The following is a 12944-nucleotide window of genomic DNA, read 5'->3' as shown; positions in this document are numbered from 1 at the left end:
GCCATGAAGCTAGCGCTGTTGTCAGACTTACACGCCAATCGCCAGGCCACGGAGGCCGTGTGGGCCCATGCCCAGGAAGAAGGCATTGACCAATTGGTATTGCTGGGCGACTACGTCGACTATGGCGCCGATCCAGTCTGGGCCGTTGACTTTGTGCGAGACCAAGTCAGGCAAGGGGCCATCGCTGTGCGGGGCAACCACGATGACGCCATCGATGGTCACGGCAGCGCCGACCTGGCGGGCCATGTGATGCCCTCGTTGGAGTGGACGCGCCGACAGCTGAGCCCTGATCAACACGTTTTTCTGACCTGTTTGCCATTGACGGCCACCGTGGGCCCTTGCCTGCTCACGCATGCCAATGCGCACGATCCCGTCAATTGGGGCTACATCCATGGTCGGCTGGAGGCCACCCGCAGTTTGTGCGCCACCGATCAGCGTTTCGTGTTTTGCGGGCACATGCACCAACCCTGTCTGTACCACCTGACCGGCGCTGGCAAATCGGGCGAATTCAACCCCGTGGCGGGCGTGCCGATCGAGTTGTCCCCAGCGCGCCGCTGGCTGGCCATCCCCGGTTCGGTGGGGCAACCCCGAGATGGGAACCCTGCCGCTTGCTACGCCCTGTTCGACACCGACAGCGAAACCTTGACCTTTCACCGCGTGCCTTATGACCACGAGGAAGCCGCCCGGCGCATCATCGCAGCGGGCTTGCCGACCCACCATGCCGAAAGGCTGAAGCATGGGCACTGAATCGACTCGGCTCGAAGCCGGTCAGGTCATCGATGGCTTCCGGTTGGACGAGCGCCTGCACCAGGGTGGCATGGCGCACTTGTGGTCGGTGACCGCCCTGAACGGCGAGCCTGCCGATGTGCCCCTGATCATGAAGGTGCCCCGCATCAAGGGTGGTGAGGACCCCGCCACCATCGTGGGCTTCGAGGTGGAGCGGATGATCATGCCGCGCTTGAGCGGCCCTCATGTGCCCCGCTTCGTGGCGCGGGGAGACTTCACCAAGCAGCCCTACATCGTCATGGAACGCATTGGCGGCGACACCTTGCGGCCGCGGCTGCTGCAAGCGCCCTTGCCCGTGGACGAGATCGCCCGCCTCGGCGCCAGCGTGGCGCAGGCTTTGCACGCCCTGCACTCCCAGCACGTGGTGCACCTGGACATCAAACCCAGCAACATCATGTTCCGCGAATCTGGCGAGGCGGTGCTGGTGGACTTTGGCTTGTCGCGCCACGACCAGTTGCCCGATCTGCTGGAAGAAGAGTTCACCTTGCCGATGGGCACCGCGCCCTACATGTCACCCGAGCAAGTGCAGTTTGTGCGCACCGACCCGCGCAGCGACCTGTTCGCGCTGGGCGTGATGATGTACCACCTGGCCACTGGCGAGCGGCCCTTTGGCCAGCCCACCACGGTGGTGGGCTTGCGCAAGCGCCTGTACACGGAGCCCATGCCGCCCAGAGCCTCTCGCCCAGACCTGCCGGCCTGGTTCCAGGAGGTGGTGCTGCACTGCCTGGAGGTCGACCCCGACAGCCGTTATCAGACCGCCGCGCAATTGGCGTTTGATCTTCAGAACCCCGACCAGGTGGCCTTGACAGGCCGCGCCGCGAAGCTGATCAAGGCCGGGCCCATCACCACCTTCGGCCGCTGGTTCAAGGCCATGGGCGCAGAGCCCAAAGGCGACATCACCGCCACATCGCAGATCGACCGCAGCCCCATCATCATGGTGGCCATTGGCTTGAAGTCCAGCCCGCTGGAACTGCAGCAGAAGCTGCTGACCACCGTGGGCCGCATCCTGCAGATCGAACCCAAGGCCCGGCTGGCTTGCGTCAGCATCATGAAGACCAACCGGGTTGGCATGGACAAGCTGACCGATGACGCAGGCAACAGCCTGCACGTGCAGCAACTGGTGGCCATCAAGCATTGGGCCAGGCCGCTGCAGCAATCTCTGAAAATGGAAGACCAGCGTTTGACCTTCCATGTGCTGGAGGCGCCCGACACGGCGGCGGCCATCGTGGAGTTCGCCACGCGCAACCAGGTCGACCACATCGTGATGGGCGCGCGCGGCAACTCGGCCTTGCGGCGCTACCTGGGCAGTGTGTCGGCCCAGGTGGTGGCCGAGGCGGAATGCTCGGTCACCGTGGTGCGGGTCTTGCCTTTTTAGCCTTCCGGTTAAAGCGGCAGCACCCTCATCACCTTTTGCATCCCATCGACGGGCTTGCCCTTGCGAGCCCGCTTGCCGATGTGGGCCACATAGCCTGAGTTGCGCACGTCTTCTTCCTTGTCCTTGCCGCCCCGGCCTGAGCCGATCACCTTGACGCCGTTGTGCGCCGTGGTCACCGAAATCAGCGGATCCTTTTTGGCATCGACTTCCATCAAGGTCAGGCCACGGCCGCCATTGGATTGCAGCTTGAGTTCGTCCAAAGCGAACACCAGCATGCGGCCACCTTGCGCCAAGCAGGCCACTTGCGTGTGACCAGGCTGCACCAGCACGGGCGGCAGCACAACATCGCCTTCATCCAAAGTCAGGAAGCCCTTGCCGCCCTTCTGGCGAGTGATGAGGTCGCCCATCTTGGCCAGCAGGCCGAAGCCGCCGGTGTTGGCCAGCAGCAGGCGTTGGTCCACGGCACCCGCCAGGTAATGCACCGGCTGCGTGCCTGATTCGAGTTCGATCATGCTGGTGATGGGCGAGCCATCGCCACGCGCGCCCGGCAAGGCGCTGACCTGCAGGCTGTAGACACGGCCATTGCTGCCGATGACGATCATCGGATCCACGGTGCGGCATTCCATCGTGCCGTACAGGCCATCGCCCGCCTTGAAGGCGAAGCTGGCGGGGTCGTGACCATGGCCGGTGCGCGCGCGCACCCAACCCTTTTGGCTGACCACCACGGTCACGGGTTCGTCGACGACCTTGACCTCGGCCACGGCGCGCTTCTCGGCCTGGATCAGGGTACGACGCTCGTCACCAAACTGCTTGGTATCGGCTTCAATTTCCCTGATCACCGTGCGCTTGAGCACGCTGGGGTTGTCGAGGATGTCGCGCAGCTTGGCTTCTTCGGTGCGCAGTTCGGCCAGCTCCTGCTCGATCTTGATCGCTTCCAACCGGGCCAGTTGGCGCAGGCGGATGTCGAGGATGTCGTCGGCCTGGCGGTCGCTGAGCTTGAAGCGTTCGATCAGCGCAGCCTTGGGCTCGTCGCTCTCGCGGATGATGCGGATCACCTCGTCGATGTTGAGCAGGACGAGCTGACGGCCCTCCAAGATGTGGATGCGGTCGAGCACCTTGCCCAGACGGTGGCTGGTGCGGCGGGTGACGGTCTCCATGCGGAAACCGATCCACTCCAGCAGCACTTGGCGCAGGCTCTTCTGCGTGGGTCGGCCATCGGCGCCCACCATCGTCATGTTGATCGACGAAGAGGTCTCCAGGCTGGTGTGGGCCAGCAAGGTGGTGATCAGTTCCTGCTGCTCCACCGTGCGCGTCTTGGGCTCGAACACCAGGCGCACGGCCGCGTCTTTGCTGGACTCGTCGCGCACGGCATCCAGCACCGACAGCACGGTGATCTTCAGCTGGGTTTGCTCGGCCGTCAGGGCCTTCTTGCCGGTCTTGACCTTCGGGTTGGTCAGCTCTTCAATCTCTTCCAGCACCTTTTGCGAGCTGGTGCCATGCGGCAACTCGGTGACCACCAACTGCCACTGACCACGCGCCAGATCCTCGATCTTCCAGCGCGCGCGCACCTTCAGGCTGCCCCGGCCTGTGCGGTAGGCATCCTGGATGTCCTGGGGGCTGGAGATGATTTGCCCACCGCCCGGGAAGTCTGGCCCCTGGATGTGCGTGTACAGCTCTTCGTCGGGCAGCTTGTCGTTCTTGATCAAGGCCACCGTGGCCGCGGCCACTTCCCGCAGGTTATGGCTGGGGATCTCGGTGGCCAGGCCCACGGCGATGCCGCTCGCGCCGTTCAGCAGCACGAAAGGCAAGCGCGCGGGCAACTGCTTGGGCTCTTCAAACGAGCCGTCGTAGGTGGGGACGAAATCCACCGTGCCCATGTCGATCTCATCGAGCAGCAGGCGGGTGATGGGCGCCAAGCGTGCCTCGGTGTAGCGCATCGCGGCAGCGCCATCGCCGTCGCGTGAACCGAAGTTGCCCTGGCCGTCGATCAGCGGGTAGCGCAGCGCGAAGTCTTGCGCCATGCGCACCATGGCGTCATAGGCAGCGCTGTCGCCGTGCGGGTGGTACTTGCCCAGCACATCGCCCACCACGCGGGCGCTCTTGACGGGCTTGGGGCCAGTGTTGCCTGCAAAGCTGAGGCCCATCCGGTCCATCGAGTACAGGATGCGGCGCTGGACCGGCTTCTGGCCATCGCACACATCCGGCAAGGCGCGGCCCTTGACCACGCTCAGGGCGTATTCCAGGTAGGCGCGCTCGGCGTAGTGCGACAGGGTCAGGGATTCGCTGTCGTCCGCTGGGGGCGGAGGCGGCGGTGGGGGAAAGTCCATGGTTTGCTGGGTCATCTTGGTGTGGTCGAAACCAGTCGGTATTTATTCATGTCAGACAACGCTGACAGGCAAAGCAGACAAGGCCGATGGCTTGAACTAAGGTTTGCGGTCACAGTCATGTTCATCTCAATTGGCAAGGCGGTACTCGCATGAACAGCATCAAAATCCTCGCCGTGGCGATCATCGTTGCGGGCATCCTGGGTCTCACCTATGGCGGCTTCAGCTACACCAAGAACACGTCGGCCGTGAAGCTTGGGCCGCTGGAGTTGAACGTCAAGGAAAAAGAAACGGTCAACATCCCCTTGTGGGCGGGCATCGGCGCCATCGTGGTCGGTGGGCTGTTGCTGGTGGGCGGTGGCCGCAAGGTCTGATTCAAACGTCGATGTCGACCTCGTCGCCGTGCAGCTCCATGAGTTCGCGGCGCGAGGCGGCTTCGCCCTTGCCCATGAGCTTGTTGAATGAAACTTCGGTCAAGCCGAAACCGGGCTCACCATAGGCCACGGGAAGCAAGCGGCGGGTGTCGGGGTTCAGGGTGGTGTCCCACAGCTGCTCGGCGTTCATCTCGCCCAAGCCTTTGAATCGACTGATGGACCAAGTGCCTTCGCGGCAACCTTCCTTGCGCAGCTTGTCCAGCGTGGCGGTCAACTCGCCTTCATCCAGTGCATACAGCTTGGCGGCGGGCTTCTTGCCCCGCGCGGGCGCATCCACCCGGAACAAGGGCGGGCGCGCGATGTAGATGTGGCCGGTCTCGATCAACTTGGGGAAGTGCCTGAAGAACAGCGTCAGCAAGAGCACCTGGATGTGCGAGCCATCGACATCGGCGTCTGAGAGGATGCAGACCTTGCCGTAGCGCAGGCCCGACAGATCAGGCGAATCGTTGGGGCCATGAGGATCAACCCCGATGGCCACGGAAATGTCGTGGATTTCGTTGTTGGCGAACAGGCGATCGCGCTCAACCTCCCAGGCGTTGAGCACCTTGCCGCGCAGAGGCAGGATGGCCTGGGTCTCTTTGTTGCGGCCCATTTTGGCGCTGCCGCCAGCCGAATCACCCTCCACCAAAAATACTTCGTTCAGGCTGAGGTCGCGGCTCTCGCAATCGGTCAGCTTGCCAGGCAACACGGCCACGCCGGAGCCCTTTTTCTTCTCGACCTTTTGGCCAGCCTTCTGGCGAGCCTGGGCCTGTTTGATGACCAGCTCGGCCAGCTTCTTGCCATGGTCCACGTGCTGGTTCAGCCACAACTCCAGGCTGGGCCTGACGTAGGTGGTGACCAGGCGCAGCGCGTCGCGGCTGTTCAGGCGCTCTTTGGTCTGGCCCTGGAACTGCGGGTCGAGCACCTTGGCGCTGAGCACAAAACTGGCGCGCGAAAACACGTCGTCGGGCATGAGCTTGACGCCCTTGGGCATCAGGCTGTGCATCTCGATGAAGCCCTTGATGGCGTTGAACAGACCGTCTTTCAAACCGGCCTCGTGCGTGCCGCCCGCCACCGTGGGGATCAAGTTGACGTAGCTTTCGCGCATGGATGCGCCTTCTTCGGTGAAGGCCACGCACCAGGCAGCGCCCTCGCCTTCGGCGAAGTTTTCGGTCTCGGCGCCGGTGGCGAACTGCTCGCCCTCGAACAGAGGGATGATCGGGTCGGTGTGCAGGGCTTGCGTCAGATAATCGCGCAGGCCGCCCTTGTAGAGCCAGGTCAGCGTCTCGCCGGTTTTCTCGGTGGTCAGCGTGATGGTCACGCCGGGCATCAGCACGGCCTTGCTGCGCAGTGCATGCATCAACTCACTGCGGGGCAGCTCGGCGCTTTCAAAGTACTTGGGATCAGGCCAGGCGCGCGCGGTGGTGCCGTTCTTGCGCTCGCCGGAGGCCAGTGGGCGCACGGTCAAAGGCTCGATCACATCGCCGCCGCTGAAGGCCAGTTGCGCCACTTGCTTTTCGCGGTAAACGGTGACTTGCAATCGCGTGGACAGCGCGTTGGTCACGCTCACGCCCACGCCGTGCAAACCGCCCGAGAAGCTGTAGGCCCCGCCCGAACCCTTGTCGAACTTGCCGCCCGCGTGCAGGCGCGTGAACACGATTTCGACCACGGGCACCTGCTCTTCCGGGTGCAGGCCAAAGGGGATGCCCCGGCCATCGTCTTCCACGCTGATCGAGCCATCGGTGTGCAGGGTGACGGCGATGCGCTTGCCAAAACCGGCCAGGGCCTCGTCGGCCGCGTTGTCAATCACCTCTTGAATGATGTGCAGCGGGTTGTCGGTGCGGGTGTACATGCCCGGGCGCTGCTTGACCGGCTCCAGGCCCTTGAGGACGCGGATCGACGACTCGCCGTAGGTGGCGCTGGGCTTGGTGGAGGAAACGGGGACAGAAGTGGGTTTCGATGACATGGGCGCGATTCTACGAACTTAACGGGGGCGGAAGACTTCGGTGACCGGCCGCAGATTGAGCCACTCTTTTTCGGCCTCGGAGCCAGAACCCGCCACAACTTGGTGAAATTGCCGGAAATCGGCCCTGAAACGCTCCAATGCGCCGTTCAGCCACAGCACCGTGGCCAGGATGTTGAGGTGGTCCACCCGCCCGTCGAACTCGCCTTGCTTCACGCCCGCGCCAAAAAACAGGGTGGGAATGCGGCCAGCGCCCGTGATGTAGCCGTTGCCCTGGCGGGTGTCGGTGCTGCCGTCTTCGTCAAAGGTGACGATGAGCAGGCTGTTGTGGGCTTTGGCCCAATTGGCATAAGCGCTGATGTTCTGGCGCAGCCAGTCGTCGGCCATCTGGGCGGTGTTGCTGTGCGCGTCGTGCTGCTCGTTGGGGACGACGATGGACACGTGGGGCAGTTGGTCGAAAGTCAGCGGCCTGCCTCCGGCATCGCGGTCGAAGCCGCGGAAGGATTGCTTGAGCACCGGGTCTTGCGTGGGCATGAAGCCCAGGTTGACGCTGACGGGCAGCACGTGCTTGGCCAGGTCGCCCTTCAGGCCGCGCGGGCTGGTGGGCGCCACTTGGTCGGTCCAGTTGACGGCAGGGTTGTGCTTGCGGCGGTAAAAGTCCGTCTGGGCTTGAGCGCCTGAGCAAACCGCCATCCGGTCGTCGGTGGCGCATTTCCAACTGGGATAAGGCAGCGATTCGCTGAAGCTGGCAAAGCTGCGGCCACGCTGCAGCAGCGCGGCGCCCAGGTTAGGCGAGGTCAGTGGCAGCCAAGCCTCGGGCAGGTTTTGGTTGCCCACGCCGATGTGGGTCTGCCGCGCTGACGGCAGCAAGCGGCCGTGGCAGTCGTACAAGGCTTGGCCCTGGTAGGGAGAGCGGGTGTCTTCAAACCAGGCTGGCAACACGCCCTGGTGGTGGCCTGAGAAAAGGTAAAGGTAGTTGGGCTGGCTGGGCCGCGTGGGCAAGGCCGAACCATAAGGCGTGCGCGTGAAGTGCGAGTTGGTGAAGCGTGCGCCCTGGCTGGCCAGTTCGTTGAGGTAGCGCCAGTGCGAGGTGCTGGCGAAGACGGGGCCATCGCCCCTTTTGAGCTGCGCCTCGGTGGCCTCAAACGCCGAGAGGTTTTCAAGGATGACGATGACGGTGTGGTCCGGGCGCCAGTTCGGGACAGACTCGTTGGGCGTCGACGTGGGCCCTGCAATGGCGGAGAGCTTATGGCGGGCGGCCGCCAGGGCGGACAAGGGGCCGACGCTGAGAAAAGTGGCGACGAGGCGTCGCAGGGTGGTGCGGCGCGTGATGGCGGCGGGGCGGCGGGGCTTCATGGGGGCGTAGGTTAGCCCACACCGCCAACCATTCTTTTCTTGTTTTGTCGGCCGCGACGGCGTGTGCCGCGTTACAAGGGGGTACGTGCCGCCTTCGTGGCACGCTTGGAAGCCCATGATGAACTTGCCTTCACGACTGTCCGTGCTCATTCTCGCGCTGGCGGCAGCCTTGCCACTGACCGTGGCCACGTCTGCCCACGCACAGACAGCCGCGACCGTCACCGCAGACAGCTTCGGCGTCGAACAGGTGCGCGCCCTGACCCCCGGCACCGAGCTGGCCTTCCGGCTCACGGCCACGCCGGGGTCCGAGGTCACGTTGCAAATTGGCGGCGCCTCATCTGGAGTTCGGCTGCAGGAGGTCCGGCCTGGCGTCTACGAAGGCGACTACACCATCCGCACGCGGGACCGACTGACGGCGACCAGCCTGGTGACCGCCCGCATCGCGCGCGATGACCGGGTGATGAACGCCACTCTGGACCAGTCGCTCCTGCGCGGCGCGCCCAGCCCTGTGCAGACGGCACGCATCGGGGCCTTCACGGTCAACGCGCCGGACCGCATCCGCGCTGGCGACGAACTGACATTCTCCCTCTCGGGCGTGCCTGGCGGCACGGCCCGGGTGGCCGTCGAAGGCATCACCCGTGCGCTGCCCCTGACCGAGGTCAGCCGCGGCTTGTACGAAGGCAGCTACACCGTGTCCCGCAAGGACCGTCTGCGTGGCCAACTGGTCGCTACTGGCTTCCTGAAGGTCGGGCAGAAGGAGACGAGCCAGCGCTTCGTGCGTGAGCAAGTGGCAAACACCTACCCTGATGCTGATGGCTGCGACCGTCGCGATCGCCGCGACGATCGCCGCGCCGACATGGTCAGTGCCAATTGTGGCGTGGTGACGGCCGCTGGCAAGGCCGAGATCGACGACAAGGACTCGCACAATGTGCTGGGCACCGTCGCTGGCGGCGTGCTTGGCGCCGTGCTCGGCAACCAGGTGGGCGGCGGTTCGGGCAAGGACATTGCCCGCATCGTGGGCGCCCTGGGCGGCGCTTATGCAGGCAACCGCATTCAGAACGCCAGGGAAAAAACCACCGTCTACCGCGTCACAGTCCAGATGGAAGACGGCAGCACCAAAACCTTTGACCACGCGGTGGACCCGGCACTGGCGGTCGGTGCGCGCGTAAAGATCGTCGATGGCGCCATCGTGCGCCGCTCAACAGGTAACTCACAATGAACTTGCACCTCGGCCTGACGCCGCTGATTTCGCTGCTCGCCGGCATCCTCATCCTGGTGATGCCGCGCCTGCTCAACTACATCGTGGCGATCTACTTGATCGCGATTGGGCTGATCGGGCTTTTGGGGGCTGGTGGGTTGCGGATCGGGTGATCATGGGGTGTGCGGGGCGAGGAGGTGATGTTGCCTCCAAGTCCTGTGGACCCCTGCGGTGTAGGGCGCCTTCTGGCTGGAAGTCCCCTACGACCGCATTCGGGGCGCCGTGATGGTCAGCAACCAGGCTGGGCTTGAATGCGGGGCAAATGGAAGGATGCAGCAGGCATGACTCCCGCATACCGACCCTGACCGGTCATTCGTCGCAACAAATCGGGGACCGCTTGGCAGCGATAGCGGAAGCTCGCATCCACCGATGAATGAACGGTGTGAAACGAAAGCGGACTTGCCCCACGAGTTGGTCCCGTCGCCACGCCAAACGGGAATGCAGCCGTTTATTCGAGTGGGACCGCCTCGAATGCCTGCCGCGCATCGGCGCGCTCGAAGGCTGAACCGACCGGGTGGCTCAGCAGGGGCTCAACGTCGGGATGCTCAAGTGCGAAGTCGGCCAACACACAGGTGATGTAGTGCGTGGGTTGGTTCATGTATTTCTCACTTTCGCTGCCGCTGAGGAAACGCCAGCCACTGTCGTTGGGCGTAGCCGGGGCGGTGCGGTAGGCATAGCCAACCGGTTTTTGGTGGGTGGTGATGACCTCAGTGGCCACGCATGTGAGAGAAGTCATGGGAAAAGACGGTTGGAGAAGGCCATCGATGGTACTCCGCGCGCATGCTCAATCTCAGTGAACCCGCAGCACCTCAAACTGCTGACGGATTGGAGCGACCTGGATCGACACCTCATCACCTTCGCATTTGCCCAGCAGGGCCCTGCCCAAAGGGGCTTCGCTGCTGATGACCTGAACGAGCTGAGCGCCGCTGACCAACTTCATGCTGCCCCCATCCGGGCCGAGAAAGAGCTGTTGCTGCTGGTCGTCGGCATCGACCAGGCAGACCAGCGCGCCGAGCTCTATACCTTTACTGGCGTCGTAGGGACGCGGGCGGAATTGGCGCCAATGGGCCATCGCCTGGCGGATGCCTTCGGCGCGACGAGCTTGGCCGGTGGCCAGGTAGGCGGCTTCGAGCCCCAAGGTGTCGTGCTTGTTTTCGGCGATGTTTTCTTCGTGAGTCGCCGTTTCATGGGCAGCCCTTGCTGCCTGTTCGGCTTGCAGCAGGTCTTCGGCGAGCCGTTCCAGCACCTGCTGCTGCAGCAAGAATTTATCCATGATGAAAGGTCGGCATCTCGAACAAGCGGGGGGTCAGGTCTTGATTATGAAGGGCTCCACCAGCCATGGGCACTGTCCTGTCGCCCATTTCGGCGCATCGAACGGCAGGAACTGGCCTGGTCGAGACGAAAAAAAACCGACTCAGGAGAGCCGGTTTTTCACAGGAAGCGACTGGTTTCAGTAGCGTCCACCGCCGAAGCCGCCTGTGCCATAGCCAACGTCCGACCGCTTGGCTGAGCTGTAACCACCCGCGCTGTAGCCGCCTGAGCCGCTATTTTCTTCGCGGGGACGAGCCAGGTTCACGACAATCGAGCGTCCATCAACGGACATGCCGTTCAGTGCGGTGATCGCGGCCTGGGCAGCTTCAGCAGAAGCCATTTCCACAAAGCCGAAGCCCTTGGAGTTCCCGGTTTCCCGGTCCATCATGACCTTGGAAGAGGTCACGTTGCCAAACTCGGCGAAGTTGCTTTTCAGGCTGGAATCGGTCACGGAGAAGGGCAAGTTGCCCACGTAAATTTTGCTGCTCATGGAAGAGCCTTTCTGAATCATGGCGCATCGTGAGGATGCGGGTGCGCGAATTGGGATTGCGCAGCGACGGGGAGATGGATCGGGTATCTGGTGCGAGCAGATGCTCAGCACGGGGGCGCTTGCGGCGTGCACGTTTCCAGCCAACCCTGGGTGACTGCAAAGACTCGGGCCGCTTCGTGCGAGGCAAAGGTTTTGTCAAAACGGAACACACGGGCGTAGCTGCCGTTGCCGTGTGAGCGTTGGACCGAGAAGGAGGCGCGGAATCGGCCACAGTCGGTCTGGTGTGTCGCGGGCGAAACGACGTACTTGCCCATGGAAATGGCGATATTTGTAATGTTATTCAATCAGGGCGCGCAGGCCTGAATCAACCTGCGTGAGCATCGAGTGGCTCGGTTGGCCGCAGCTCGGCAGGCCAAAAGGGCGACGAAGGTCGCAAAACGCTGACAGCATCGGCGGGGTTCCGCCTTTGAGAGGCGATCGCTTTAGCTTGGCAGCGCAATATTATGGCTTGAATGAATATAGAAGTCAATCAATATTGATTGTGCGGCATGGGCAGCGCCCATTCCATCGCCGTGTTTGCCGTGCGGGCCCCCTGCGCGAGCGGGAGTTGGAAGAGAGCTTGGCGGCCAACACGCATGCCGATCACGACACGCTGGCGACGTTCATGGATTCACAAGCGAAATTCGCTTCCGCGACACGCTCACCGACCGCCGCGATCGCCAAATCACCAATCCCACCCCCAGGGCCACCAATGCGGAGGTGGCTGGCTCCGGCACCGCCGCGATGTGGCTGTAGTCAAACCCGCTCCCCGAGCTCACCGAGCTCACCGACCATTGGGACACTTCATTGAACCCGGCGTCGAAAAGTTTGGCATCGACCAAGCTGAAGGTGTGCGAAAAATCGGCAGAGCTGCCGCCCTGGATGAGGCCGGTCCGGTTCAGTGCGTTCATTGCCAGGCTTGAACCAACAGTCGTCTGCAGGCGGTAGACGTAACGCAGATCCGAATACACGGGCATGTCGAAGGACACGATGCGGTCAACACTCTGGCTGGCATCGAAGTTCATGTGCCCGATGAGGTTGATCGACCCCGGCGACGGTGGGCTGAAATCGGCAGACTGGCATGGGCTGCTGCCGACTCCGCCCAAGCGCGCCGAACCACATTCGAAGGTGATCGACGATTGCGCTGAGCCCAAGGTCTGGCCCGACACGTGCGAAGTTTCCGCGTAGTTGACCGAGGCCGATCCGGTGATGCGGTACGACAGGCGAAACCAGCCCGGACCGTTCCAGCTGGGCGTGCTGGCCAACGTGAATTCGTCGCGCACCAGGATGATGCCCGCGCCGCCCACGCCGTTACCGCTGTAGGTGCCAGGAGAGTTGAAGTAGCCGCTGGCACTGCTGCTGGCTGACCACTTGTTGACCCCGCTGACGCTTGCTTGTGCCGCGCCACTGGCGCCGAAGTTGTAGCTGGTGTCGCCGCCTGTAGCGATGTAGGACCAGGAGTGCGACACCGAGCTGTTGCCTGCTGCGCCGTTGGGCGGCGACCAGGAGGCGGTGGGCCCGTAAAAGCAGTCGTTGTTCGGCCCCTGGCAGGTGGCGGTGTAGGCGTAGACCTGCGTTTGCGCACCAGCGATGGGGCTCACACTCATCGCGCACAACGATGCCAGCGCT

13 protein-coding genes are annotated in these 12944 nt (G+C 63.4%); 5 read left to right on the top strand and 8 right to left on the bottom strand.

The annotated features are described in order from the left end of the window. Nucleotides 1-3: 3 nt before the first annotated feature. Together PSV38_RS16680 and PSV38_RS16675 are read left to right on the top strand one after the other, a co-directional pair. Nucleotides 4-747, top strand: a complete 744-nt coding sequence (locus PSV38_RS16680) for a metallophosphoesterase family protein (RefSeq protein WP_300549373.1) — start codon at nucleotides 4-6, stop codon at nucleotides 745-747. Continuing rightward, a complete protein-coding gene (locus tag PSV38_RS16675; RefSeq protein WP_300549371.1) occupies nucleotides 737-2161 on the top strand; it encodes a bifunctional serine/threonine-protein kinase/universal stress protein in 1425 nt (474 codons plus the stop codon). Before PSV38_RS16680 ends, PSV38_RS16675 begins: the two co-directional genes overlap by 11 nt. An 8-nt stretch (nucleotides 2162-2169) precedes the next feature. Here PSV38_RS16675 and parC read toward each other — a convergent pair whose 3' ends face one another. Continuing rightward, complete coding sequence (gene parC / locus PSV38_RS16670) at nucleotides 2170-4488, bottom strand: DNA topoisomerase IV subunit A (protein ID WP_300549369.1); 2319 nt, start codon at nucleotides 4486-4488, stop codon at nucleotides 2170-2172. Between the two features lie 149 nt (nucleotides 4489-4637). On the opposite strand from parC, the gene PSV38_RS16665 reads away from it, so the two are divergent. Beyond that, complete coding sequence (locus tag PSV38_RS16665; RefSeq protein ID WP_300549367.1) at nucleotides 4638-4859, top strand: hypothetical protein; 222 nt, start codon at nucleotides 4638-4640, stop codon at nucleotides 4857-4859. 1 nt (nucleotide 4860) lies between these two features. On the opposite strand, the gene PSV38_RS16660 is transcribed toward PSV38_RS16665, so the two are convergent. Both PSV38_RS16660 and PSV38_RS16655 read right to left on the bottom strand, forming a co-directional pair. Then, nucleotides 4861-6864, bottom strand: a complete 2004-nt coding sequence (locus PSV38_RS16660; protein WP_300549365.1) for a DNA topoisomerase IV subunit B — start codon at nucleotides 6862-6864, stop codon at nucleotides 4861-4863. Between the two features lie 18 nt (nucleotides 6865-6882). Continuing rightward, complete coding sequence (locus PSV38_RS16655) at nucleotides 6883-8217, bottom strand: alkaline phosphatase family protein (RefSeq protein WP_300549364.1); 1335 nt, start codon at nucleotides 8215-8217, stop codon at nucleotides 6883-6885. A gap of 118 nt (nucleotides 8218-8335) precedes the next feature. Between PSV38_RS16655 and PSV38_RS16650 the strand changes: the two genes are divergently transcribed. Together PSV38_RS16650 and PSV38_RS16645 are read left to right on the top strand one after the other, a co-directional pair. Next, complete coding sequence (locus PSV38_RS16650) at nucleotides 8336-9436, top strand: glycine zipper 2TM domain-containing protein (RefSeq protein ID WP_300549363.1); 1101 nt, start codon at nucleotides 8336-8338, stop codon at nucleotides 9434-9436. After that, on the top strand, nucleotides 9433-9588 hold the full coding sequence (locus tag PSV38_RS16645; protein WP_300549361.1) for a DUF3096 domain-containing protein: 156 nt from the start codon (nucleotides 9433-9435) through the stop codon (nucleotides 9586-9588). The genes PSV38_RS16650 and PSV38_RS16645 overlap by 4 nt, the downstream gene beginning before the upstream one ends. Nucleotides 9589-9923: 335 nt before the next feature. Here the strand turns inward: PSV38_RS16645 and PSV38_RS16640 are convergent, their stop codons facing one another. The 5 genes from PSV38_RS16640 to PSV38_RS16620 all read right to left on the bottom strand — a co-directional run bounded on the left by PSV38_RS16640 (nucleotide 9924) and on the right by PSV38_RS16620 (nucleotide 12922). Then, entirely contained in the window at nucleotides 9924-10211 is a 288-nt protein-coding gene (locus tag PSV38_RS16640) for a DUF2185 domain-containing protein (RefSeq protein ID WP_300549359.1), read from the bottom strand. 54 nt (nucleotides 10212-10265) lie between these two features. Further along, nucleotides 10266-10748: a GreA/GreB family elongation factor gene (locus tag PSV38_RS16635; protein WP_300549343.1), complete on the bottom strand. Its 483-nt coding sequence runs from the start codon at nucleotides 10746-10748 to the stop codon at nucleotides 10266-10268. A gap of 177 nt (nucleotides 10749-10925) precedes the next feature. Beyond that, nucleotides 10926-11276, bottom strand: a complete 351-nt coding sequence (locus tag PSV38_RS16630) for an RNA-binding protein (RefSeq protein ID WP_300549341.1) — start codon at nucleotides 11274-11276, stop codon at nucleotides 10926-10928. Nucleotides 11277-11380: 104 nt separating this feature from the next. Then, nucleotides 11381-11590 carry a hypothetical protein gene (locus PSV38_RS16625; RefSeq protein WP_300549340.1) on the bottom strand — a complete coding sequence of 70 codons (210 nt, stop codon included), beginning with the start codon at nucleotides 11588-11590 and terminating at the stop codon, nucleotides 11381-11383. 348 nt (nucleotides 11591-11938) lie between these two features. Beyond that, on the bottom strand, nucleotides 11939-12922 hold the full coding sequence (locus tag PSV38_RS16620; protein ID WP_300549338.1) for a PEP-CTERM sorting domain-containing protein: 984 nt from the start codon (nucleotides 12920-12922) through the stop codon (nucleotides 11939-11941). Nucleotides 12923-12944: the final 22 nt, after the last annotated feature.

This window comes from Aquabacterium sp. (genome assembly GCF_029946005.1).
GTDB lineage: Bacteria > Pseudomonadota > Gammaproteobacteria > Burkholderiales > Burkholderiaceae_C > Aquabacterium.
The sequence above is the reverse complement of the archived record's forward strand: the minus strand, read 5'-3'. Positions and strand labels throughout refer to the sequence as shown.